Source organism: Halalkalibacter akibai JCM 9157, assembly GCF_000513135.1.
GTDB lineage: Bacteria > Bacillota > Bacilli > Bacillales > Bacillaceae_D > Halalkalibacter > Halalkalibacter akibai.
In genome coordinates, this window is sequence record NZ_BAUV01000030.1 from 20,418 (window position 1) to 44,716 (window position 24,299).

General features: G+C 38.7%; 20 protein-coding genes and 1 pseudogene. 17 read left to right on the forward strand and 4 right to left on the reverse strand.

Annotated elements, in window-relative coordinates; all coding sequences use genetic code 11:
- The first annotated feature begins 165 nt into the window (after positions 1–165).
- From JCM9157_RS15230 to katX, 4 genes are all read left to right on the forward strand, one after another.
- A complete protein-coding gene (locus JCM9157_RS15230; RefSeq protein ID WP_035666021.1) occupies positions 166–2,583 on the forward strand; it encodes a carboxypeptidase-like regulatory domain-containing protein in 2,418 nt (805 codons plus the stop codon).
- 90 nt (positions 2,584–2,673) lie between these two features.
- A complete protein-coding gene (locus JCM9157_RS15235) occupies positions 2,674–3,219 on the forward strand; it encodes a hypothetical protein (protein ID WP_035666022.1) in 546 nt (181 codons plus the stop codon).
- A gap of 1,080 nt (positions 3,220–4,299) precedes the next feature.
- On the forward strand, positions 4,300–5,541 hold the full coding sequence (locus JCM9157_RS15245; RefSeq protein WP_052013182.1) for a S8 family serine peptidase: 1,242 nt from the start codon (positions 4,300–4,302) through the stop codon (positions 5,539–5,541).
- A 543-nt stretch (positions 5,542–6,084) separates the two neighbouring features.
- Positions 6,085–7,677 carry a catalase KatX gene (gene katX / locus JCM9157_RS15250; RefSeq protein ID WP_035666030.1) on the forward strand — a complete coding sequence of 531 codons (1,593 nt, stop codon included), beginning with the start codon at positions 6,085–6,087 and terminating at the stop codon, positions 7,675–7,677.
- Between the two features lie 42 nt (positions 7,678–7,719).
- Here the strand turns inward: katX and mobA are convergent, their stop codons facing one another.
- A complete protein-coding gene (gene mobA, locus JCM9157_RS15255) occupies positions 7,720–8,289 on the reverse strand; it encodes a molybdenum cofactor guanylyltransferase (protein ID WP_035666032.1) in 570 nt (189 codons plus the stop codon).
- Positions 8,286–8,780 (reverse strand): MogA/MoaB family molybdenum cofactor biosynthesis protein, encoded by a 495-nt coding sequence (locus JCM9157_RS15260; RefSeq protein WP_148296893.1) that lies wholly within the window; start codon positions 8,778–8,780, stop codon positions 8,286–8,288. The genes mobA and JCM9157_RS15260 overlap by 4 nt, the downstream gene beginning before the upstream one ends.
- A gap of 108 nt (positions 8,781–8,888) precedes the next feature.
- On the opposite strand from JCM9157_RS15260, the gene moaA reads away from it, so the two are divergent.
- From moaA to moaD, 5 genes are all read left to right on the forward strand, one after another.
- Positions 8,889–9,899 carry a GTP 3',8-cyclase MoaA gene (gene moaA, locus JCM9157_RS15265; RefSeq protein ID WP_035666036.1) on the forward strand — a complete coding sequence of 337 codons (1,011 nt, stop codon included), beginning with the start codon at positions 8,889–8,891 and terminating at the stop codon, positions 9,897–9,899.
- Between the two features lie 141 nt (positions 9,900–10,040).
- Complete coding sequence (locus JCM9157_RS15270) at positions 10,041–11,330, forward strand: molybdopterin molybdotransferase MoeA (RefSeq protein WP_035666037.1); 1,290 nt, start codon at positions 10,041–10,043, stop codon at positions 11,328–11,330.
- Positions 11,300–11,809 (forward strand): molybdopterin-guanine dinucleotide biosynthesis protein B, encoded by a 510-nt coding sequence (gene mobB / locus JCM9157_RS15275; RefSeq protein ID WP_235715031.1) that lies wholly within the window; start codon positions 11,300–11,302, stop codon positions 11,807–11,809. The genes JCM9157_RS15270 and mobB overlap by 31 nt, the downstream gene beginning before the upstream one ends.
- 5 nt (positions 11,810–11,814) lie before the next feature.
- Positions 11,815–12,291, forward strand: a complete 477-nt coding sequence (locus JCM9157_RS15280) for a molybdenum cofactor biosynthesis protein MoaE (RefSeq protein ID WP_035666071.1) — start codon at positions 11,815–11,817, stop codon at positions 12,289–12,291.
- Entirely contained in the window at positions 12,284–12,517 is a 234-nt protein-coding gene (moaD, locus tag JCM9157_RS15285; RefSeq protein WP_035666039.1) for a molybdopterin converting factor subunit 1, read from the forward strand. Before JCM9157_RS15280 ends, moaD begins: the two co-directional genes overlap by 8 nt.
- A 42-nt stretch (positions 12,518–12,559) precedes the next feature.
- Here moaD and JCM9157_RS15290 read toward each other — a convergent pair whose 3' ends face one another.
- On the reverse strand, positions 12,560–12,787 hold the full coding sequence (locus tag JCM9157_RS15290; protein WP_035666041.1) for a hypothetical protein: 228 nt from the start codon (positions 12,785–12,787) through the stop codon (positions 12,560–12,562).
- A 12-nt stretch (positions 12,788–12,799) separates the two neighbouring features.
- A complete protein-coding gene (fdhD, locus tag JCM9157_RS15295) occupies positions 12,800–13,591 on the reverse strand; it encodes a formate dehydrogenase accessory sulfurtransferase FdhD (protein ID WP_035666042.1) in 792 nt (263 codons plus the stop codon).
- Between the two features lie 515 nt (positions 13,592–14,106).
- On the opposite strand from fdhD, the gene JCM9157_RS15300 reads away from it, so the two are divergent.
- From JCM9157_RS15300 to JCM9157_RS15340, 8 genes and pseudogenes are all read left to right on the forward strand, one after another.
- On the forward strand, positions 14,107–15,351 hold the full coding sequence (locus JCM9157_RS15300) for an L-lactate MFS transporter (protein ID WP_035666043.1): 1,245 nt from the start codon (positions 14,107–14,109) through the stop codon (positions 15,349–15,351).
- Between the two features lie 63 nt (positions 15,352–15,414).
- The gene (locus JCM9157_RS15305) at positions 15,415–15,780 is read left to right on the forward strand and encodes a Na-translocating system protein MpsC family protein (RefSeq protein ID WP_035666044.1); all 366 of its coding nucleotides are present in this window, start codon (positions 15,415–15,417) and stop codon (positions 15,778–15,780) included.
- Between the two features lie 538 nt (positions 15,781–16,318).
- Positions 16,319–18,676 carry an FdhF/YdeP family oxidoreductase gene (locus JCM9157_RS15315; protein WP_035666048.1) on the forward strand — a complete coding sequence of 786 codons (2,358 nt, stop codon included), beginning with the start codon at positions 16,319–16,321 and terminating at the stop codon, positions 18,674–18,676.
- Positions 18,677–18,897: 221 nt separating this feature from the next.
- On the forward strand, positions 18,898–19,218 hold the full coding sequence (locus JCM9157_RS15320) for a VOC family protein (protein ID WP_052013183.1): 321 nt from the start codon (positions 18,898–18,900) through the stop codon (positions 19,216–19,218).
- Positions 19,219–19,343: 125 nt separating this feature from the next.
- Entirely contained in the window at positions 19,344–19,874 is a 531-nt protein-coding gene (locus tag JCM9157_RS15325; RefSeq protein ID WP_035666049.1) for an NUDIX hydrolase, read from the forward strand.
- Positions 19,875–19,960: 86 nt separating this feature from the next.
- The gene (locus JCM9157_RS15330; RefSeq protein ID WP_035666051.1) at positions 19,961–20,518 is read left to right on the forward strand and encodes a glycerol-3-phosphate responsive antiterminator; all 558 of its coding nucleotides are present in this window, start codon (positions 19,961–19,963) and stop codon (positions 20,516–20,518) included.
- A gap of 390 nt (positions 20,519–20,908) precedes the next feature.
- Positions 20,909–22,402, forward strand: a complete 1,494-nt coding sequence (gene glpK, locus JCM9157_RS15335; RefSeq protein ID WP_035666053.1) for a glycerol kinase GlpK — start codon at positions 20,909–20,911, stop codon at positions 22,400–22,402.
- Positions 22,403–22,559: 157 nt separating this feature from the next.
- A pseudogene (locus tag JCM9157_RS15340) lies at positions 22,560–24,231 on the forward strand (glycerol-3-phosphate dehydrogenase/oxidase).
- Positions 24,232–24,299: the final 68 nt, after the last annotated feature.

Here is a 24,299-nt window from a genome sequence, read left to right on the forward strand (position 1 = left end):
AATAGTCCTAAACGTCCTAGAAAAAATATATTTTTTCTGGGACTAATTGGAAAGGGAAAAGGTTCCTTAATATGGAATTATTTAGCGCTAGTATAAAGACGGTAGCCCGTAGAGAGGAGATACAAGGTTTTTATTTTATTAGATGTAAATTAGGAGGATAAAAAAATGAGTCGGATCATGAGTAAATTTTCTTTTCTACTGCTTATTGTAATATTGTTAGGTTCGTTTGCAACAAATGTCGAAGTAAGTGCTGATAATAGTCGAAACAAAGAATCTATTCAATCAATCAAGCAACAGACTTCAAATGTTAAAGGAAAGATCAAGGAAGGATCGCAAGAACTTAGAAACTCAGTTCTTATTATTCAAGAGAAAGGTAAAACGAACAAGTCATATCAAGTCATCACTGACTCAATGGGACAATTTCAAACGACGCTACCTGAAGGAGAATTTACGGTAAGAGTTGTGGAAGTTGAAGGTTCTTGGTTTAGTGCTAGCCAATCTTTTACTGTAGAAGACGGGAAAGTGAAAGGTAAGAAACAAGGTGAAGTTCAAATCGCCAAAAAAGAAAAGCTCTCTGGAAATAAGAATAGTAAAGATCAAACAATCACAGGTGTCTTAACAGAAGGTGAGCAAGGATTAAAAGGTGACATTGTTGTTGTGAAATACAATGAAGAGTATGAGGAAGATCTTTTTATCATTTCTTCAAAGAAAAATGGGGAATTTTCTGCTTCTTTACCAGAAGGTAATTATTTTATGTATGGTGTGTCATTAAGCGATGAATATTACCGCAAAGATCTCTTTTTCTCTGTAAATGATCAAGAACTTTTTATAGATGGTCAGAAAGAGGATAAGCTTTTGGTTTCTATCCCTAAAAAACGCTATAGCGGAAAAGTGATGGATAGTTCCAAAGCGATACCAACAGCTGAAGTAGTCGTTGAGAGAGTAAATAGCGAGGATGAATATGATACTGAATTAATCCAATATGTCTCCACAAATAAAAACGGTGAGTTCATGGTGCGAGAATTACCGGATGGGACATATTCTTTGGGAGTTCACCATAAATCCTATTACTCTTGGAATGCTTTAACGTTTGACGTTATGAATGGTAAACTCGTAGTGGATGGAAAGAAACAAGCCACTCTTGACATTAAAATACCGGATTTAAGTTTAAAGGGTTCTGTATTAGATGGGAAAAAATCAGTTACTGATGCTTATTTAGAGATTGAGCAACTATCAGAAGATGGCTACTCCGATCATTATTATTATGTCGAAGTTGACCAAAAAGGAAACTTCAGCTACCGATTACAAGATGGTTTCTATAAGATTGCTTACGTTGGGGAAGCGAACCGTACGACAAAGGTTGATATTCCTTTTGAGATTAAGGATGGACTTCTTTATCAGGATCAAGCCTTTAAAGCGTCTTTAGTGATTCAACTTCCTGCTATCACGTTAAAAGGTACATTGCTAGATGGAAATAAACTTCTACAAGGGCATGTGAGTATAGAGAAACAATCGGAAGAAGATCAATATGAATGGTATGGTGCGAGCACGGATTCAAAAGGCATTTACTCACTAAGACTTTTAGATGGTGAATACAGGGTATCCTATGTGTACCTTTATGAAGAAAATGAAGACTTACCGCTTTCTATCGAGTTTGAAATGAGAAACGGGCAACTTTATGTCGATGGAGTCAAGAAAGACAGACTGGATGTAACAATTCCTCCTGTTACGTTACATGGAATTGTTCAAGAGAATGGGAATCCAATTGGCAATGGCGAAGTATCTGTTCGATCAGAAGATCTTGATTTTTATTATTGGAAATGGGTTAACGATGATGGGACTTTTACAATGCGATTGTTAGACGGCGAGTATTTCTTAAGTGAAGTGTTTCTGTCTGAGAGCTCAAATGCGTATGTAGATCTCGCCTTTGAAATCAAGGACGGACAGCTTTATATTGACGGTGTACAAAAGAGTGTACTAGAAGTGAATGTCCCGCCAGTAACGTTAACAGGTTATCTGGTAGATGAAAATGGTAACAGACTGCATGGAGACATTACAATTTATGGATTTAATGGAGAAAGCGAGTTTTCTTACTACTGGGGTTGGACGAACGAGGAAGGGAAATTCTCTTTCCGCTTAGGTGATGGAGACTATCAAGTAAGCTACCTATCTTTCCATGATGGAACAAGTATGACGTCTGCGCTTGAATTCTCTATGGTGGATGGACAGTTATTTGTCAACGGCGAGCCAGCAGATCATCTAAATGTTCCTGTTAACCCGGTAACGTTGCATGGTAAAGTTTATAATCAAGGAAAGATTGTCAGAGACGGTTATGTTAACGTGCTTACAAGGAATGAAGAAGGTGAATGGTTAAATTGGAGCTGGATTGACTATGATGGTTCCTTTGCATTTCGTTTAGCTGATGGTGAGTATGAGGTAGAATCAGTTGAATATTATAACAAAGAATATATTAGAGTCGAAATGAACAAGCCTTTCTCTATTGAAGCAGGGAAAGTAATTGTCGATGGACAAATAGTAGATTCACTTGATCTACATTTAGAAGAAGGTATTCAAACTCCTTAATTAAAAAAAGACAGCAGAGTGTTTTCATTCTGCTGTTTTTTATTATGTTAAAATGAACAAACACATGAGTATGAAACAAGGAGACAAATTATGAATACTATGATAAAACAGTGCTTTGCCAATCTCGAATCAAAAAATAAGGAAGAACAATATCAAGCTTACACTGAAATTATGAAGGCAACGGATCAAGAGGTGGACTGGGCTTATGACGTTTGGGACCAATTGAAAAGGGATTTAACTGATCGTGATCATCATCGGAGGTCGAGAGCGGCACAATTTCTATCACAATTGGCGATAAGTGACCCAGAGAAGCGAATGTTAGAAGATTACGAAGCAGTTTGGCAAGTAACTTTTGATGAAAAATTTGTAACAGCAAGGCACAGTCTTCAATCATTTTGGAAAATTGGACTAGCGAGCCAGCTGCAATTAGAACTCGTGTTAAACAAGCTTACCGAACGGTTTCTAAGCTGTGAAGACGAAAAGAATTATACCTTGATTCGTTATGACATTGTGGAAAGCCTAAAAAAGCTGTATGAACATTTAAATGTTGAGGACGTTAAAACTAAAGCATTACAGCTGATTGAACAAGAAGAAGACGCAAAATACAAGAAAAAATATGCAAAAGTTTGGAAGTAATCTTCTCTTGTAAAACAATAATGAAACGTATATACCTTGAGCAATCTAAAGTGTATCTTGTGCCACTTATTTCCTTGTTGCCTTGGTATATATTTATAATGTTGCCATTTTATATTTTCTGATTGTTTAATTTTATCATAAGAGAAATCTAATAATTGCTAAGTGCCACTATGAACAAAAAAAGAGTTCATAAAAACATTTTGTGAAATAGTACATAAAGCAACTGGTGCGATAGCCGAAATTGGCTATCGTTCTTCAACTATTGGAGCAGTAAAGAAGGTAAGATGTGCAAACATATTACAAACACACCTCTAGAAGTTACCATTTACACCTTCCCTTAATATATGTAAACGAAATTCAATAATGAGTATAGTTAAAGATTCAATTCGATAAGTCATGTTATAATATAAATTATGGTATATTTGGTTTTTTATAGGAGGGGGGATTCGATGTCTAGAGGAATGATTGGAATATTATTAGTTATAGTAGCTGCAATAGCTATGATTATAAATATGTTAATTCTTAGAACAAACGAATATTACGATTTAATACGAATAACTTCTTTCTTACTGTTTATAGTAGGAAGCTCTATGATTCCTACCTTTTCAAAATCGAGCAAACGGGAAATTTAAAATAATATAATATCCCTACGCACTCCATAATTAAAAATAAATAATTCTTCTTTAACTGACGGTTTAGTTGAAGAAGAATATTTAAAAATACATTAATTAACCCAGTTTGATTTTGAACTGGGTTATTCTTTTACAAACAAATAGTGTTATAAAATAAGGCTCAATTTTGTATGCAGTTTACACGCAAGTCGAAGTTTTGCGATAGGTAGCGGAACCTGTAGGAATTGCGGAGGTTCTTTTCACCTAGATCTCCTTACATAGGTTGTGAAGGATTTTGGGTAAAAAGGTGCAGGGGGATTCTTCGTTACACTAAATATTAACTAGGTTAGGAAAGTACTATATTCTCATTTTTGAAAAATCAGAAAACACTAACAGGAAAGTTATTTAGGAACACGAATTTACATCTAGTAAGTTAGCAAGAATTTATGAAATTAGGAGGAGGAAATGTATGAAAAAGTGGTTAGTTGGATTATCATTAACAGGTTTGCTTGCATTTGGAGGAGCAGGTGCATTGGCTGCTGAGAAGACGGACTATATTGTTACGTTTTCTAGTCAATCTATTCCGCAAAGTCTCGTAACAGAGATGGAAGGTTTAGGGGCAGAAATCATTCAAACAGTTCCGCAAATTGGAGTTGTGAGTGTGAGTTCGGCAAATCCAGAGTTTAAAGCTTGGGCAGAAAGTCAAAGTGGGATTGCGGCCATCACAGAGGATGTAGAAATTCGTTCCCCTGAAACGGAATATGAATTTGCTTATCGCTTGGATGAAGGATTACGTGTTGATACTAGTGGTGCAGACTTGTATGAGGAGTATCAATGGGATATAAAACGTGTAACAAATAACGGAGCTTCTTGGGAAATTAACGCTGGAAATCATGATGTTGTGGTAGCAATTATTGATAGTGGTGTTGATACGACACATCCTGATTTGCAAAAAAATCTGATATATGCAAAATCATTTGTTCCTGGTACTGCGCATAATTCCTTCAGCGGGAATCATGGTACGCATGTAGCGGGTACGATTGCAGCAAACGGTCGAGTTATGGGAGTAGGACCTGAATTAGGAATTGCCTCTTACCGTGTTTCTAACTGGACAAGTATTTTAGCAGGTATTACGGCTGCAGCTGATGATGGTGTTGATGTTGCGAACTTAAGCTTAGGAACGTATAGTTTTATGAATGATGAACAACAAAGAACATTGCACTTAACAGCAGCACGCGCTGTTCGATATGCTCAAAGCAAGGACATGTTTATTGTTGGGGCTAACGGAAACAATGCGATTGATTTAGGAAAGAAAATGCACACTGTTCCCGGTGAAGGAGCACAGTGGCCTGGTCCATTACATGACACGTTCTCTGATATTCCTTGGGTAGTGAGTGTATCTTCTTCGACAATTAACGATGAGCTAGCGTATTATTCCAATTACGGAAATGTTGATCTTGCAGGTCCTGGCGGCGATACAGAAGCTCGAACATTATCAACTGTAGAAGGTGGATATGGCTACATGATCGGCACGAGCATGGCTGCACCAAAAGTAGCTGCAGCAATTGGTCTTGTAAAAGCACAAAATCCGGACATGAAGCCAGCTCAAATCAGAGCTTTGCTTCAACAAACAGCTGATGGCGGTAAAGGTCAAAGTCGTCAACACTTTGGTCACGGGATTGTGAACGTTTATACAGCATTACAAAAATAAAGAAGTTAGAAGCTGACAGACTGTCTCCTTGATGATAGAGATCGAGGAGACAGTTTTTGTTTATGGAGGTTGCTGATTTAATTATATTGTGCGCTTGTTGGGTGGTGCAAATGAGAAGGAGAATCCCTGATATTTCTGGAACGCGATTAAGGTGCGAGTTCTCGCTATTAAGGATGTTTCGATCGCAAATAAGACGGAGAAACTCGCTAATATTTTTCAAAGTTGCTAATAAGGTGTGAGTTCTCGCTATTAAGGATGTTTTAACCGCAAATAAGATAAGTAAAATCACTAATATTTTTGAGATCGCTATTATATTTTGAATTTCGCTATTATATTTTTCCTTTTGCTTGATAAAAAAGAGATTTCGCTATTAAATTCGTGATTTAATGATTCGCGCTTATCTAGCATCCAGCTCCCCTCTCCGCTTCCATCCCCTCCCCCCTAAATTTCACAATTCCTCCTCACTTTTTTACCAATTTATGTATTAACTCCTGCCTGTTATGGACATATTTGTTATTGAACGTAATTTAAGGAGGGAACACATTGAGCGACGAAAACAATATCTATGGTTCAAACGAGTCAGAAGATACGTTAACGAACAGGCAGGGACATCCTGTTACGAACAATCAAAATGTGCGTACAGTTGGTAATCGTGGTCCAACGACTTTAGAGAATTATGATTTTCTAGAGAAAATTAGTCACTTTGATCGTGAGCGTATTCCTGAGCGAGTTGTACATGCTAGAGGTGCGGGGGCGCATGGTTATTTTGAGGCTTATGGAACGGTTGGAGATGAGCCGATCTCGAAGTATACAAGAGCGAAGTTGTTCCAAGAAAAAGGAAAGCAGACTCCTGTTTTTGTCCGTTTTTCTTCCGTTGTACATGGTGGACATTCCCCAGAGACTTTACGCGATCCAAGAGGATTTGCTGTGAAATTTTATACAGAAGATGGAAACTGGGATTTAGTCGGTAATAACTTAAAGATTTTCTTTATCCGTGATCCATTAAAATTTCCAGATTTAGTTCATGCTTTTAAACCGGATCCGGTTACAAACATACAAGATGGGGAACGAATTTTTGACTTTGTTTCCAATTCGCCTGAAGCGACTCATATGGTGACATTCTTATTCTCTCCTTGGGGCATCCCTGCAAACTATCGGATGATGCAAGGTTCTGGTGTTAATACATACAAATGGGTGAATAAAGAGGGTACAGGGTTTCTTGTAAAGTATCACTGGGAACCAAAGCAAGGCATTCGCAATTTAACGCAAGAGGAAGCAGATGAGCTACAAGGTAAGAACTTTAATCATGCAACACAGGATTTATACGAAGCGATCGAGAAGGGTGATTATCCTGAGTGGGAGCTTTATGTTCAGATTTTAAGTGATGATGATCATCCTGAATTAGATTATGATCCACTTGATCCTACGAAGCTGTGGTATAAGGATGATGTGCCTTGGCAGAAGGTTGGGAAAATGGTCTTAAACAAAAATCCAGAGAACTATTTTGCAGAGGTTGAGCAAGCTGCATTTGGTACAGGGGTTTTAGTGGATGGACTAGATTTCTCTGATGATAAATTGCTTCAAGGTAGAACCTTCTCTTACTCTGATACACAACGTTATCGTGTAGGATCTAACTACCTGCAATTACCAATTAATTCTCCGAAAAAGCATGTGGCTACAAATCAACAAGGTGGTCAGATGGAGTACAAAGTGGATATTGGTAAAAATCAAAATCCACATGTTAATTATGAACCATCGACTTTAGGTGGTTTGAAAGAAGCAGAAAACCCTGGAAAAGAACACACTCCTTATGTCGAGGGTGAACTGAAAAGGGAAACGATTGATCGAACAAATAACTTTGGTCAAGCAGGAGAAACGTATCGCAGGTTCTCAGATTTTGAGCGAGATGAGTTAATTAAAAATCTTGTCAATACACTAGCTCCATGTGATAAGCGAATTCAAGAGCAAATGATTGAGAATTTCACAAAAGCAGATCCTGAGTATGGTCAAAGAGTGAAAGATGGTTTAGCAGCGAAAGCGAAAGAAATGGAATCAGGTGCGCCAATGGGAGCAACGCAAGCAGAAGAAGCGGTGCAACAAGCGCAAGATGTGAGTCATCCATCTGATCCATATTAAGAAGAAAAGCCTCCAACTGGAGGCTTTTTTCTGTATATCCAATTAGTTTTGCTCTCTAGCCCAATCAGCTTCTGTATTAATATTAATAAAATCTTTTTGGGTTTCGGAAAAAGCCACTGTTTTAATACGAACCTTGTCTAATAACGGCTTCATACTTCTTTTGTTTGTGGCAAGTATTTCTTTTGCAACAGGAAGACATCTTCTATGATAGAGAGCTAATAACGGCTGTTGTTGCCCGTTTGTGACTGGGATCACGACGTCTAAATCTGTTGAGATATGCTCGGTTAATTCTGTCACAAATTCTGCAGTTACAAAAGGAACATCTGCCGCAAGGACGAAAAACCAATCACCATCTTGAACCGATTCAAATGCAAAAACTAAAGCTTGAAGTGGCCCATTGTGCGGCTCTTCCTCAACTAAAACCGAGACATGGCCTTTAAAGCAGTCGGCTAACTCGTTATTTGTGATAATATAAACGTCTAAAATCGGATCACGTGTTAGAGCATTAACACTATGCTGATAAAAAGGGATGCCTTTGTAGTGTTCAAACATTTTGGGTCTTCCAAACCGAGAAGACTTTCCGCCAGCTAATACCACTCCGACCATTTTCATTTTTTAACCAATTCCTCTACAAAATGAGGCAAGGTCGGTAGAATGAGTTTTTCAATTGCTAGTTTAACTGCGTTTGTTGATCCAGGAAGAGCATAAATGCCAGTGGAGCCGATACTTCCGGCAACGGCACGGCTAAATAACGCTTTAGGACCAATTTCTTCGTAGCTCAGCATTCGGAATAGTTCGCCAAAGCCGTCCATTTTTTTATCCAATAATTGAGTAATGGCTTCATATGTAACATCTCTTGGTGAAAATCCAGTACCGCCATTTAAGATAATCGCTTGAATTTCAGCGTTGTTTGTCCAATCTGTTACAATTTCTTGGATTAAATGCAATTCGTCCTTTTCAATCTTATAATCAATAATCGTATGATTGGCGGCTTCAAGTAAGGATTTAATCGTTTTTCCACTGCGATCGTCTTCAAAATTTCTTGTATCAGAAATTGTTAATAGCGCAATCTTAACTTTTTTGGAATCATTTATATGATGCATACTGTTCATTCCTCCTCTTTTTTTATGTTAGAATGATTAATTATAACTATACAATGATTCGGTAAGAAACGAAAACCACCAATTACCTGAAGGGATGTGAATAGAAAAATGAATGAAATACGCGACAAATACTTGCGACCATTACAGGATTTACGAATCTCGATAATGGACAAGTGTAATTTCCGCTGTTCCTATTGCATGCCTGCAGATGTATTCGGTGAAGATTATGTGTTTATGAGAGAAGAGGAGCTTTTATCCTTTGATGAAATTGAAAGAGTCGTAAAGCAATTTACGAGTTTAGGTGTGAAAAAGCTGCGTTTGACAGGTGGAGAACCACTTCTTCGAAAAAATGTACCAAACTTAATCCAACGGTTAGCACGGATAGAAGGCATTGAAGACATCGCCCTCACAACAAATGGTGTTTATTTGGTTAAGCAAGCAAAAGCTTTAAAAGAAGCGGGATTGATGAGAGTAAATGTTAGTTTGGACGCGCTGGATACAGAAATTTTTCAAAAGATGAACGGTCGAAATGTAACGTCAAAAGTGGTTCTAAAAGGCATTGATGCGGCCATTGATGCCGGTCTGCACGTGAAAATTAATATGGTTGTTAAGAAGAATGTCAACGAAAATCAAGTTGTGAAATTAGCTTCTTACTGTAAAGAAAAAAACATAACATTGCGCTTCATCGAATTCATGGACGTTGGGCAAACAAATGGCTGGGATTTCTCTCAAGTTGTCACGAAAAAAGAATTATTAAAGCTAGTATCAACGATCGCTCCGCTTGAGGAAGTAGAAAGAGAGTATTTAGGTGAAGTCGCATCGAGATATAGATACGTTGGGACAGATTCAGAGATAGGCATTATTTCTTCGGTTTCTGATACGTTCTGCGGGAATTGCACACGAGCAAGAATTTCCGCTAACGGTATTATTTACACTTGTTTGTTTGCCGAAAAAGGCTTTGATCTGCGAGCATTAGTAAGGTCAGGTGCGACGGATGCGGAGATTAATGCTGCTATTACAGATATTTGGCGAAGCCGAGTGGATAAATACTCAGAGGAACGAACAGAAGAAACGGTGAAAAAAAGAAAGAAAATTGAAATGTCTTATATAGGTGGCTAAATAGGTTATAAATGAATGCAAGGGGATTTCCTCTTGCATTATTCTTGTTGGATCTGCTAGATTGAATTTAATGCTGTTCCTTAATATGGATACTAATTTGAATCAAATAGATCTACGAAAAGGTAGGATGGAGTGGTGTAAATGGTTGAGAGACGAAAACCAATCGGCGTTGCGGAAGCAGTGAAAAAGGTAATGCAGTACCAAATTAAAACGGAAATCGAAACCGTTGCTATTGAACAGTCCTATGGTCGTTTTCTAGCAATGGATTTAGTAGCTTCCCATGATGTACCTGCATTTGATCGTTCGCCGTACGACGGTTTTGCGATTCGAGCTGAAGATACGGAATCGGCTTCGTCTGATAATCCTGTTTCATTCGAAGTAGTTGGAGAAATTGGGGCAGGTTATGTTTTTGAAGATGAAGTTAAGCCTTTTCAAGCGGTTCGGATTATGACAGGTGCGCAGGTACCAGCTGGTTGTAATGCGGTCGTGATGCTTGAATTAGTCAAAGAGCTTGAAGTGGAAGGGAAACCAACCATTTTAATCAAACGTTTGTTTAAAAAAGGTGATAACATTTCATTTCAAGGGGAAGACACGCAAAAAGGAACGATTTTAGTGAAAAAAGGAACTGAGATTAACCCAGGTATCGTTGCGTTACTTGCCACATTTGGTTACCCAACCGTTTCGGTTGCGAAAAAGCCAGTCATTGGCGTGATTGCAACGGGAACTGAGTTACTAGATGTCGATCAACCTCTTGAACCTGGAAAAATTCGAAACAGTAATGCTTATATGATTATGGCCCAGATTGAAAGAGCTGGTGGTGTAGCAAAGTACTACGGGAAATTAGACGATGATTTGGAAGCTTGTCTGACCGCGACGAAACAAGCTCTAGAAGAAGTAGATATGTTAATTACAACAGGCGGAGTTTCAGTTGGCGATTATGATTATGTTCCAGCTATCTTAAAAGAACTAGGAGCAGAGGTGTTATTCAATAAAGTAGCGATGAGACCTGGAAGCGTAACGACTGTTGCAAATCTTGGTGTGAAGATGATTTATGGACTTTCAGGAAATCCGTCTGCTTGCTATGTTGGTTTTGAATTGTTCGTTAGACCGATGATGAGAAGAGCGATGTTTAACAATGCACCTCACTTGCGAAAATCAAAAGCAGTGTTAGGGGTTGATTTTCCAAAAGCAAACCCATTCATGAGATTGGTCCGAGCAAGGGTTGACTATCAAGATGGGAAGTTAGTAGCTTCGCCTTCTGGTGTGGACAAGTCAGGAATCGTAAGCTCACTAGGTGGAGCAGATTGCTTGCTGTTATTGCCAGGGGGAACGAGAGGCTATGAAAAAGGAATGTCAATTGATATTCTTTTGCTAGAAGATTCCCAAGGAAGTGAATGGCCATGGGACAACATTGTCGCATCTTACAAGTAGTCGGCTACCAAAATAGTGGGAAAACGACATTAATGGAAAAACTAATCCGTAGTTGTTCAGAGCGTGGCTGGCAAACGGCTTCGGTTAAACACCACGGACATATGACTCCTCAAAAGAGAGAAATCACATTAAAAGATAGTGAGAGACATCATCAAGCTGGTGCTTTTATGACAACAGTTGAAGGTGGTGGTTCCCTTCAGCTTCATGTTAAAAATCAAACATGGTCATTGCCGAAATTATTGGAGTTACACAAACTGTTTGAGCCAGATGTCATTTTAGTGGAAGGATTTAAAAAAGAATCTTTTCCAAAGGTTGTCTTGTTAAGAGGAGAAGAGGATTTAGAGCTGTTACAACATGTAGATCATGTGCTATGTGTGATTGCTTGGGAACCTTTAAAGGTTGAATCAAGTGCTTATCCTATTTATCATATAAAAGACGAATCAGGTTATTTAAACTTTATTTTAAAAGAAATGGAGTGATGATGTTGGAAGAAACTCTATTTGAAATATTAGAAACGCCTTTATCTCTCGATGACATCGTAGCAAAAGTTGTCCGCAGAGATTGTGGGGCCATTTCCACTTTCATAGGAACCGTTAGAGAACTTACGCACGGGAAAAAAACGTTAAAACTAGAGTATCAAGCTTATAAGCCTATGGCGATTAAGATGCTTGAACAAATCGGAAAAGAAGTAGAAGAAAAGTGGCCTGGGGCAACGATTGCGATTTCTCACCGAGTAGGAACACTTGAAATTACCGATGTTGCAGTGATCATTGCGGTTTCGACACCACATCGAAAAGCAGCTTATGAAGCAAATGAGTATGCGATGGAGAGAATTAAGCAAATTGTCCCAATTTGGAAAAAAGAATTTTGGGAAGATGGGACTCAGTGGGTTGGCGATCAACTTGAAAAAACAGCTTATCCTGAAGGGGCGCCACAGTTAGGGGGAGAGTCTAATGATTAAAATCTTGTTATTTGCTGAGCTTCAGGAACAAACGGGGCTAGACGAAATCTCTGTAGACAAGGCTGGACTAACAGTTAGTGAATTAAAAACTTGGCTAATGGAGAACTATGAACTACCTACTCTAAACAATTCAATGATTGCAATTAATGAGAGCTATGCGTCTGAAACTGACCGACTAAAGGACGGAGACATTATCGCCTTTATTCCGCCAGTAAGCGGAGGATAACAAAAACACCTAAACGTCATGAGCGTTTAGGTGTTTTTCCGTTTATGCGAGTAGAGCGATTAATTGCTTATTACGTTGTTGTTGTTCCTCAATAGGAGCTAAATCGTATTTTTTCAAAAGGTGAAAAAGCTCATTTAACTCAAGTTGAGTTCTTTCACTTTCTAGAAATGATTCACAACGAGAGAAAAGATCTGGTGGGAGATATTCCTTTTGAGAGTGTAATTTAGTCATAACATCTTCTAACGGATGATCAATTTTACATGAACTCATAACAATTCCTCCTTAGTTTTCGATAATTCGTTCAGGGTGCGAGTAGATATTGAAAGACGAACCTCTAATGAACCCAACAGCCGTGATGTTTAGATCATCAGCTAATTTAATCGCTAAATCGGTAGGAGCTGATTTGGATAAGACAATTCCAACACCAATTTTCGCGGCTTTTGTCAAGATTTCCGAAGAGATTCGCCCGCTAAATACAAGAATTTTATCTCTTACTGAAATTCCATTTAAAAGAGAATAACCATACAGTTTATCTAGTGCATTGTGTCGCCCAATATCGGAGCGACTAACAAGGATGTCCTCTGCCGTACAAAGCGCTGCGTTATGAACGCCACCTGTATTTTTAAAAACAAAACTATCTTCTTGCATCTTCTTCATCAACTGAATACATTGTAAACTAGTTAATGTCGTTTTTGCCATCGACGTTTTGGCAGTTCTAACATCATTTTGGAAATAAAATTGTCTGCTTTTTCCACAGCATGAACCAATGAAACGTTTCGAAAAATATTGTTGATTTTTTACTTCTTTTGAGTGCAATTCAATATAAGCGAAGCCACGGTCCGAGTCGATGTTCATTTCTTTGATTTCTTTTTTGAAATGTATAACGCCTTCTGAGGCTAAAAAGCCGATCACCATTTCATCAAGGTTTTGTGGACTACAAACCATTGTCGCGAACTCTTCGTTGTTAATATAAATCGTTAGAGGGAATTCAATAACGATCTCATCTTCCGTTTCAAAAATTTGTTCGTTGTCGTATTTATGAATTGTCTTACTTATACTTAAAGGTTCATCCATAGAGATCCCTCCTTCTGCTAGTTAATCTGTTTATCATATAACCATATAAATGGGAGACTAGCAAGAAGTGAGTTTAATAGACAACTAGAAAAAACAGCTATCATATTTGTTTGAGGTTAACTATATAAATATATTGAAAATGAGGTTAAAACAAGTTATGATACTTTATGTATTCATAAATTTGTAACATTTAAGATGTGAGATAGCGAACCTGTCGTCAATTTTACTTGTTACTTTGATGTAAGCGTTCTATTGGGATTGAAAGTAGCGTAACCTGCTTGAAACTAATCGTCGCACTTTTTCGGGATAACTATGCTTATTTAAGTGTATCCCTTAAAGTTTGCGACGATTTTTTTATTTAATAAAGGCTGTTTTGACTACTTTGTTGCTTTTTATGGGTTTGGGTGAAGAAGTCAGGATCGTTGCATTCCGCTCCATTTCACTATGAGCAATAAGCCATATTTAAAAGCAACAATCATTACGAAAACAGTCTTGATGAAAAAGGGAGTGAGAGAATGGGAAAAACAAAAAATCGCTGGTTAATTGCACTAGCAGCTGTCGGTATTCACATTTCGATCGGATCTGTTTATGCATGGAGTGTATTCACAAATCCACTTATGCAAGAGTATGGGTGGGAGTTAAGTTCAGTTTCGTTTACGTTCAGTATTGCGATTTTGTTTCTAGGGCTTTCAGCAGCATTTATGGGACACTTCGTAGAAAAGCATGGGCCTCGTAAATCCGGCTTAGTGTCAGCTACATTTTTTGGAATCGGTTTAATTGGAGCAGGTTTTGCCACGTCAATTGAATCTATTACGCTATTATACTTAACGTACGGAGTACTCGGAGGAATTGGCTTAGGTGTTGGTTATATTACACCTGTTTCCACACTTGTAAAATGGTTCCCTGATCGCCGCGGTCTAGCAACAGGACTTGCGATTATGGGATTTGGTTTCTCAGCAATGATTGCGAGTCCGATTATGGCGAACTTAATTGGTTCAGTCGGAATTCCAGGAACCTTTTATACGTTAGGAATTGTTTATTTTGCGATTATGATCTGTTCTGCCTTATATCTTGAGAGACCACCTGCTGGTTATATGCAAGACATTCAAGCAGACGGTAAAAAGGTAGCAACTGATTTATCACAATTAACAGCTAATGAAGCGGTTAAAACAAGACGCTTTTGGTATTTATGGATTATGTTGTTTATTAACGTAACGTGCGGAATTGCAATTTTATCCGTTGCTTCACCAATGGCACAAGAAATTGCTGGTCTATCAGCTGCAGCGGCAGCAACGATGGTAGGGATCATGGGAGTATTTAATGGATTTGGACGTATTGGTTGGGCATCGATTTCAGATTACATGGGACGCCCGAATGTTTACACGACTTTCTTTGCCATTCAAATCGCTTCATTTTTCTTATTACCGAGTATCACACATGCGATTCTTTTCCAAGCAGTCTTGTTCCTTATCTTAACATGTTATGGTGGAGGATTTGCTTCGATTCCAGCTTACATTGGGGATTTATTTGGAACAAAACAACTAGGGGCAATTCACGGGTACATTTTAACAGCTTGGGCAGCAGCAGGTTTAGCTGGACCAATTCTAGCAGCTTGGGTTCGTGAAACAACAAATAGCTACGCGGGAACTCTTTATATATTTGGATTCATGTTTATCGTAGCATTAGTCGTATCACTTGTGGTTCGTATCGACATTAAGCAACTAAAGCAAGCGAATGAAGTGAAAGATCTGGCTAGCTAACACATTGACTTTTACAGATAAACCCTTTACTCTTTTAATAATATTAAAGTAGGTGAAGGCAAAGTGAATAAATATGAAGCGGAATTCAGTAATCTAGTTCGTTCCTTCCGAAAAAAGCATATGGGGAAAGGTCCCAGTAAGGTAAGTACAACTTTCTGTAAAAACTGGGCGATCTGCGAGATGGAAGGAAACCTTTCTCCCGTAGAGAAATTTATTGCTACAGCTAGTGAGGGAAAGCAAATGCTTCGAGCCGCTCGAACAGAAATGGTCAAAGACATGTATCGTAAAAATCCTCCGTCTGAAATGGAAGAGTTCCTACAATGCAAGTTTGTCGATCTTTTCGTTGATATTGATATTGAACGTGATTTTGGAATGTCCATCTTCGTGTTTGATGAAGATATTGAACAAAAATTTTCATTGAAAAAATAATATCGGTTCTGGCACTTGGTAGCGACCCTGCAAAAGACTAAACCACTGTCTAACTTCTTTAAATACTTAAAGAGGTGGCGGTGGTTTTTGTTTTTTAGGGGAGGGAGATTACGTAACGTGTTCGTTTCGTTCCGCTCCAGTCACTCGCTTTCAAGGCCACTGAAAAAGGTGTGTTTTTCACCTTTTCTCAGTGGACTCTAAGCAATGAGAGGAACCGTTGCAAGCTCTTAAGCCTACTATGAGTGGGTTTCTCATATTAGGCGCGCAACGTGTGGAGCCATTGCAGCTTCCTTGAGTAAACGTTCAAGGGGTTTTTCAGTGGCCTTCTCGCTTTCCGCGGGGAGGATGTCAAGCCCCCACGACTTCGTCTGTGGTGTCTTGCCTTTTCCTCTTTTCCCGTAGGAGTCGAGTGACTTCCGCTCCACTACACTTAGAGGGAAAAAATTTATTCTAGTCATGGCGATTACAGCCTTTATAAAACATGTACGACCTTCTTTAATCATAACTATTATATAAACAATACAGGGAGTGACTTACATTGGGTAAAACAAAACATACAGGACCTACAAAATTACCTAGTACACCGGCTCCTAGCCTTTGGGCGAGTAAGGTTCCATTTGGTTTAGGGAAAGTAAAGCCAAAACACATTCGCGATACGATGAAAGTGGTTTGGGATAACAAAGATAATTTAAATTATGCGAAAAACATAATTACAAAAGGCGTCTGTGATGGCTGTGCACTAGGGGTTTCTGGTTTATACGATCAAACCTTGGCTGGGCCTCACGTTTGTACGACTCGTTTAAATGTATTGCGACTGAATACGATGCCTGCGATGAAAGAAGAAATAGTTCATGCTGACATTGATGAATTAAGAAAGTATTCAAGCGCAGAATTACGTGAATTAGGACGCATTCCATATCCATTAATTCGTCGCCCAGGAGAACGTCGATTTTCTCGGATTTCATGGGACGAGGCGATGGATCAAATCGCTAATAAAATGAAAAAATTAGATCCGAAAAATTACGGCTTTTTCTTAACGTCAAGAGGAATTACGAACGAATCCTACTATGTGGCCGCTAAAGTGGCGAGATTTCTAGGTACAAATAACATTGATAATGCATCAAGAATTTGTCATTCTCCTTCTAAAACAGCTTTAAAGCGTTCGGTTGGAATTGGAGCAGCAAGCTGTAACTACAAGGACTGGATTGGCTCAGACGTTATCGTATTTTGGGGCTCGGTAGCAGCGAATAACCAACCAGTCTCAACGAAATATATGTACGCAGCAAAGCGTAAAGGAACAAAAATTATCTGTATTAATCCATACCGCGAACCAGCAATGGAAAAATACTGGATCCCGTCAGTTGGGGAATCGGCGTTGTTTGGTACAAAGCTCGCTGATGATTTCTATCAAGTGAATATTGGTGGAGACATTGCCTTTATGCACGGAATTATGAAACATTGGTTTGAAATGGAAGAGTTTAACCCAGGTTCTGCTATTGATCATCAGTTTGTCCAAGAGCATGTAAACGGCTATGAGGAATTAAAGGCAAAAGTACTAGAGCAATCTTGGGAAGAAATTGTTCAATCTGCGGGCGTTTCGAAAGAAAGAATCGGTGAGTTAGCTCAGCTTTTAGCTCAAAGTAAATCGGGTGTATTCGTATGGTCATTAGGTTTAACGATGCATACATTTGCTTCAGATAATATCTCGCAAGTTGCAAATCTAGCATTGCTTCGTGGTTTCTTAGGTCGTGAGCACTGTGGTGTTATGCCAATCCGTGGTCACTCTAGTGTTCAAGGAAGCGGGGAAATGGGAGCTGACCCATTTGTTTTACCTGGTGGCGATTTTGAACCAAATAATATCGAGCGTATTGAAAAACTATGGAACTTTGAATTACCAAAATGGCAAGGTGATGTATTAGGGGTAACTCTAGAAAACTGCTTATTACCAGAAGATCATGAACGCAAAGTGAAGATGTATTATTTATCTGGTGGGAACTTCTTAGAAACAATGCCAGATCCAACTTTCGTTGAAAAAGCATTATCAGAGCTTGAAGTACGTGTTCATCAAGATATTATTTTCAACACATCCACACTGGTCGATGCGAAAGAAGCTGTTATTGTGTTGCCGGCTAAAACTCGTTATGAGCAAGATGGAGGTGGAACTTCTACATCGACTGAAAGAATGGTTTATTTCTCTCCGACCATTGAAGGAAACAAACAAATGGTAGAAGAGGCTCGTTCTGAATGGAAGATTTACATTGATCTTGCGAAAAGAGTAAATCCTGATGAAGCTCATTTAGTCGACTTTAAAGACGGTCAAGCCATTCGAGACGAAATTGCGCTAGCCAACCCTAACTATGAAGGAATTCAACATCTTAAAAAGCAAGGCGATGTGTTCCAATGGGGAGGCGCATGGCTTTGTGAAGATGGGATTTGTCCAACGCCAGATGGTAAAGGGAATCTAATTCCAGTTGATATTCCTGATTTAAATAGAGTAGCGGGTGATTTCTACGTAACAACTAGACGTGGAAAACAGTTTAACTCCATGGTTTATAGTGAGTATGATCCTTTCAACTCCGCAGATCGTTATGATGTTCTAATGAATGCAGAGGATGCTAAAAACTTAAGTATCTCAGATCGTGAGCTAGTTGTCGTTTACAACCAACACGGTGTCTTTACTGGAAAAGCTAAATTTGTTAACATCGCTAAAGGAAACATTGAAGTTCACTTCCCTGAAGGAAACTTCCTACTTCCAAAAGGTGTATATGAGAAGTTAGCGAAAATTCCTAGCTATAATATCGCAGCGAAAGTGGAGAAAGCTGAACGTTTTAATGCGCGTAAGGATGTTCAATATCTAGAAAAGCGTGTTGACGATTTAGAGATGACAGCGGATTAATAGAGATTAGTATATAACTTAGAAGCAGTTCAATTAGAGTATAATTGGACTGCTTATTTTTTGTTTTAGAGACAACACGTAAATGGAAAATTATATTGAGAGAATAATGTGTGTATGATAAACAGTATTTAATTTTTAAAACAGGAAATAGCTTGTCTATTTGGTTAAATTTAGTTTATAATAAATCGAATGTACGTTCGTATTAAAAGGGAGATAGAAACGTGTGGAAAAGAATAGAATGTGTGGCAATCTATACAGAGGACATTGAAAAGTCAGCTGACTTCTATCAAATGTTAGGTTTAACAAAAGCTTGGGAAGCTTTTCAAGACGAAGACAAGCAATGGAAACTTGTTGGGATGAAGTATCCTGATGGTCGCTCACAATTGGTTTTAAAAAATAACCCCAACTTGAAATTCGCTGAAACTGAGATTGTTGTTGAAGACGTTCGGCAAACTTACGAAGCTTTAAAATCAAATCCAGAAGTTCAATGGATTCGCACGCCATTCCCTAATTCTTTAGGAGGATATGTGGCTGTTATGTAAGCTCCAGACGGAAATGTTTTTGTTTTAATAGGAAATTAAACTAGAGGAGTAAAGAAGTTATGTTTACTTCAGCTCCCATCATTATATGAAGAAAGAGGAAATCCAGGAAAAAATGGAGGTAGCAAATGGAATTATGGGATGTGTATGATCGTAATCGAAGCAAAACCAATCGTATTTGTGTTCGTGGTGAAGAACTTCAACATGGTGAGTATCACTTAGTTGTTCATGTGTGTATTTTTAATTCAGGTGGAGATATGCTCATTCAACAAAGGCAGGCTTTCAAAGAAGGATGGCCAAATATGTGGGATCTTACTGTAGGAGGGAGTGCAATAGCTGGGGATACAAGTCAAACTGCAGCTCAAAGAGAATTACTTGAAGAAATTGGCTTGGATTTAGAATTTCAGCATATGCGACCTCATTTAACAATTAACTTTGAGAAAGGGTTTGATGATATCTATTTGATAGAAGAAGATGTGCAAATACATACACTCATTTTGCAACAGGAAGAGGTCCAAAACGTCAAATGGGCAAGCAAGGAAGAAATTTTGACGATGATTAAAAACGAAGAATTTATTCCATATTATGAAAGCCTCATACATTTACTGTTTGATTGTCGAAACAAGCGTGGAACTACACAAGGGCAATTAAGCATCTAATTTTACTTCACACTGTTTAAGGTTTTGACACTACGGTAAATAGTTGTTTTAATTAGCGAAGAGAGCTAAACAGAGGAGTCGATAAAGTGTCAAACCATGATTTCACAAATCAACGCATTTTCCCTGCGGCGCGTTCCATTAAAGAATACGAAAAGTTACTAAGAACAAATTTCGAAGCGATTTTTCTGCTGAATAGTCATGTTAGTCAGTTAAAAAGTTTAATGCAGATGGCCCGTTCAGCAAATAAAAAAATCTTTTTGCACGCTGATCTTGTCCAAGGTTTAAAAACCGATGAATACGCTGCACAATTTCTATGTCAGGAAATAAAGCCAGCTGGGATTATTTCGACTAGAAAAAACGTCGTATTAACCGCAAAGAAAAATTCAATCATTGCGATTCAACGGTTGTTTTTACTAGATTCCATTGCCCTAGAATCAAGCTATAAATTGCTAGAAACAACAAAACCAGATTATATAGAAGTCTTACCTGGCGTTATGCCTCATATTATTACAGAAGTCTACGAGCGCACCCAAATCCCTATTATTGCAGGTGGATTAATTAGAGAAAAGCAAGAAGTTCTCAATGCAATAGAAGCAGGAGCCATCGGAGTAACTACTTCAAGACAAGATTTATGGGATATCTAGTATTTTATAAAAATATTGACTGCGCTTTCAAAACCTGTTTAAATAAAAAGCAAGTTTATACGTTTACTAGCGTAAATTAAAAGACGAGCATCTCATCTATTATTTATTATACAAGATGATAGTGTTTGTCTTTTTTTACTTTAGTGTTCTATTGCAAGGGTTTTGCCATTCAATTTTCATAATGCAAACTATAGTGGAATGAAGCGGAAGGCACTTGACTCCTGCGGGAAAAGAGGAAAGGGCAAGACACTACAGACGTAAGTCGTAGGGGCTTGGCTTTCTCTCCGCGGAAAGCAAGTGCCTGTAGCGTAATGGTGGAACGGAGCCGGTAAGGAAAATGAAATGCTAACAAACACATATATGAACTTCAGCCTAATGGGGGAATGAAAAATGGAACAAAAATATATTTTATCTCTAGATCAAGGAACAACAAGCTCAAGAGCGATTTTATTTGATCATACAGGAAAAATCGTCGGTGTAGAACAAAAAGAAATTCAACAAATTTTCCCAAAGTCAGGTTGGGTGGAACACAATGCCAATGAAATATGGGCATCCATTCTCGCTGTTATCTCAGGAGTTTTGTTAAAAACCGAAGTCAGTCCAAAAGAAGTAGCAAGCATCGGAATCACCAACCAACGAGAAACCGCTGTAGTTTGGGATAAGCACACCGGAAAGCCTGTATATAATGCAATTGTCTGGCAATCAAGGCAAACAGCTGATATTTGTGAAACGTTGAAAAATCAAGGCTATGAAAAAATGGTTCGAGAAAAAACAGGATTACTGATCGACCCATATTTTTCAGGAACAAAAGTAAAGTGGATTCTTGATCATGTTGAAGGAGCAAGGGAGAAGGCTTTAAACGGCGATTTGTTATTCGGTACGATTGATACATGGCTCATTTGGAAACTTACAGGTGGCGAAAGACATGTGACTGATTATTCGAATGCATCTAGAACATTGATGTATAACATTTACGATTTGAAATGGGATGATGACTTACTCGCGATGCTTGACGTGCCAAAGACAATGCTTCCAGAAGTAAGGCCTTCATCTGAAATTTACGGAAAAACAGTTAGCTACCATTTCTTTGGTACCGAAGTTCCGATTGGAGGAGCAGCAGGTGATCAACAAGCAGCACTTTTCGGTCAAACATGTTTCGATGAAGGAATGGTCAAGAATACGTATGGAACCGGTTGTTTTATGCTGATGAATACGGGGCAACAAGCGGTGAAATCAGAGCAAGGGTTGTTAACCACTTTAGCTTGGGGAGTAGACGGTAAAGTTGAATATGCGTTAGAAGGAAGTATTTTTGTAGCAGGTTCGGCAATTCAATGGCTACGAGACGGTTTGCGTATGATCAAATCAGCGAAAGACACAGAAGAGTATGCGAAACGAATTACATCGTCAGAAGGGGTTTATGTTGTACCCGCTTTTGTAGGGCTCGGAACACCTTATTGGGATAGTGACGTCAGAGGTGCGATCTTTGGTTTAACAAGAGGAACGGAGAAGGAACATTTTATCCGTGCAACACTCGAATCACTGGCTTACCAAACGAAAGATGTTCTAGCTGCAATGGAGACTGACTCCAACATTGCAGTGAAAGCACTTCGAGTAGATGGTGGTGCAGTTGCGAATGATTTTCTGATGCAATTTCAAAGTGATATGTTAGATGTACCTGTTGAAAGACCTGCCATTCAAGAAACGACAGCCCTTGGAGCCGCTTATTTAGCGGGCCTTGCGGTTGGTTTTTGGAAGGATAAAGAAGAGATCAAAAAACAGTGGGAGTTAAATCAACGTTTTGAAGCAAATATGGTTAAAACAGAGAAAGATGCGTTGTATGCCGGGTGGAAAAAAGCGGTTCAAGCTGCCCAAATGTTTAAATAAATCTTGAAATTTTCGGAAAACAACGTATAATAAAAGATAAGTTAATAACTCGGTCGGAGATTAGGAGAAGACCACAACACTCTTTGTAGCATTTTGTTCGCAAGAGTTGTTGTGGTCTTCTTTTTTTATTTCTTCACCTGAAAAAGGAGAGAAACAGATGAACCAGTTTTCTAGTTTTGAGAGAGAGAAAGTTTTAAAAAAGATGAGTGAAGATACATTAGATTTACTAGTAATCGGTGGCGGCATAACGGGGGCTGGGATTGCTTTAGATGCTCAAGTAAGAGGCTCAACACCGGTTTAATTGAGATGCAAGACTTTGCAGCTGGGACTTCTAGTCGTTCGACAAAGCTTGTTCACGGAGGCCTGCGCTACTTAAAGCAATTAGAAGTGAAGTTAGTTGCTGAGGTAGGAAAAGAACGTGCGATTGTCTATGAAAATGCGCCGCATGTTACGACGCCAGAATGGATGTTACTTCCGCTCATTAAAGGGGGAACATTTGGGAGGTTCTCACTTCGTTAGGACTTAAGGTATACGATTTTCTAGCGGGAGTGAAAAGAAGCGAACGAAGACAAATGCTGAATAAAACGAATGTGTTAAAGAAAGAACCTTTGATTCGAGAAGACCGTTTAAAGGGTGGTGGAATATACGTTGAGTATCGAACAGATGATGCCCGGTTAACACTGGAAGTTTTAAAAGAAGCTGTCAATAGAGGGGCAGTTGCCACTAATTATGCTAAGGCAGAGGGCTTTATCTATGTAAGTGGGAAAGTGGTAGGAGTAAAAGTTAAAGATATTCTCTCAGGCAAGATGTATGAAGTCTATGCAAAGAAAATCGTGAATGCAGCAGGGCCGTGGGTTGATACGTTGCGAGAACAAGATGGTTCTAAGCAAGGGAAGTATTTGCATTTAACAAAGGGAGTTCATCTAGTAGTTGATCAAAGTCGCTTTCCGTTAAAGCAAGCGGTTTACTTTGATACGGAAAAGGATGGACGGATGGTATTCGCCATTCCACGTGATGGCAAAACATATGTAGGCACAACGGATACTTTTTATAATGATGATCTTGTTCACCCACGAATGACAGAAAAAGACCGAGATTATATTATAAAAGCTGTTAATTTCATGTTTCCGACGGTTAAACTTACAGCCGAAGATATTGAATCGAGCTGGACTGGACTTAGACCTCTAATTCATGAGGAAGGTAAAAGTGCTTCTGAAATATCTAGAAAAGATGAGATCTTCTTATCTGAAAGTGGTCTCATTTCAATTGCAGGTGGAAAATTAACAGGATACCGAAAAATGGCAGAGAGGATTGTCGATTTCGTGGCAAAAGAATTAGGAAACAACCAGCGCTGTACAACAGATCGAATCACGCTATCTGGAGGAGACGTCGGCGGTTCTGCAAAGTTTCAGAAGTTTGTTAACCGTAAAACAAAAGAAGGAATGAAACTAGGGTTAACTGAAAAAGAAGCGAAACGAGTTGTGAACCTTTATGGAGGTAATATAGATAAGATTTATAGTTTATTGCGTTCAAATGAAGCGGAATCTAAGGAACATCAATTACCAGCGCTCCTTTTAGCCCAGCTTCAATATGGAATGGCTGAAGAGATGGTAGTGACTCCAACGGACTTTTTCAATCGACGAACAGGTGCCATTTTCTTTAACATTGACTGGGTATCCGAATGGAAAGAGGCGGTTGTTGCTTACATGGCTAAGACATGTCATTGGTCAGGTGAAGAAAAAGAAAGATATAAGGTTGATCTTGATACAGAACTGTATTATGCTCGAAACCCTTTAAATGAAAAAGACAGTCAAACTAAAATCGGGTAATGAAAAAGGTAAGAGGTTGGGAGGAAACTGAGGTGTTTAACTGAAGATGAACGGTGCATAACCTTAGC

Bases quoted from the DNA above. Each gene is read 5' to 3' on its own strand.
- JCM9157_RS15300 (WP_035666043.1), top strand. From the start codon at position 14,107: ATGGGAAAAACAAAAAATCGCTGGTTAATTGCACTAGCAGCTGTCGGT.
- JCM9157_RS15325 (WP_035666049.1), top strand. From the start codon at position 19,344: ATGGAATTATGGGATGTGTATGATCGTAATCGAAGCAAAACCAATCGT.
- JCM9157_RS15270 (WP_035666037.1), top strand. From the start codon at position 10,041: ATGGTTGAGAGACGAAAACCAATCGGCGTTGCGGAAGCAGTGAAAAAG.
- JCM9157_RS15235 (WP_035666022.1), top strand. From the start codon at position 2,674: ATGAATACTATGATAAAACAGTGCTTTGCCAATCTCGAATCAAAAAAT.
- JCM9157_RS15230 (WP_035666021.1), top strand. From the start codon at position 166: ATGAGTCGGATCATGAGTAAATTTTCTTTTCTACTGCTTATTGTAATA.
- fdhD (WP_035666042.1), bottom strand. From the start codon at position 13,591: ATGGATGAACCTTTAAGTATAAGTAAGACAATTCATAAATACGACAAC.
- JCM9157_RS15245 (WP_052013182.1), top strand. From the start codon at position 4,300: ATGAAAAAGTGGTTAGTTGGATTATCATTAACAGGTTTGCTTGCATTT.
- mobA (WP_035666032.1), bottom strand. From the start codon at position 8,289: ATGAAAATGGTCGGAGTGGTATTAGCTGGCGGAAAGTCTTCTCGGTTT.
- moaA (WP_035666036.1), top strand. From the start codon at position 8,889: ATGAATGAAATACGCGACAAATACTTGCGACCATTACAGGATTTACGA.
- JCM9157_RS15260 (WP_148296893.1), bottom strand. From the start codon at position 8,780: ATGCATCATATAAATGATTCCAAAAAAGTTAAGATTGCGCTATTAACA.
- JCM9157_RS15290 (WP_035666041.1), bottom strand. From the start codon at position 12,787: ATGAGTTCATGTAAAATTGATCATCCGTTAGAAGATGTTATGACTAAA.
- mobB (WP_235715031.1), top strand. From the start codon at position 11,300: ATGGGACAACATTGTCGCATCTTACAAGTAGTCGGCTACCAAAATAGT.
- glpK (WP_035666053.1), top strand. From the start codon at position 20,909: ATGGAACAAAAATATATTTTATCTCTAGATCAAGGAACAACAAGCTCA.
- moaD (WP_035666039.1), top strand. From the start codon at position 12,284: ATGATTAAAATCTTGTTATTTGCTGAGCTTCAGGAACAAACGGGGCTA.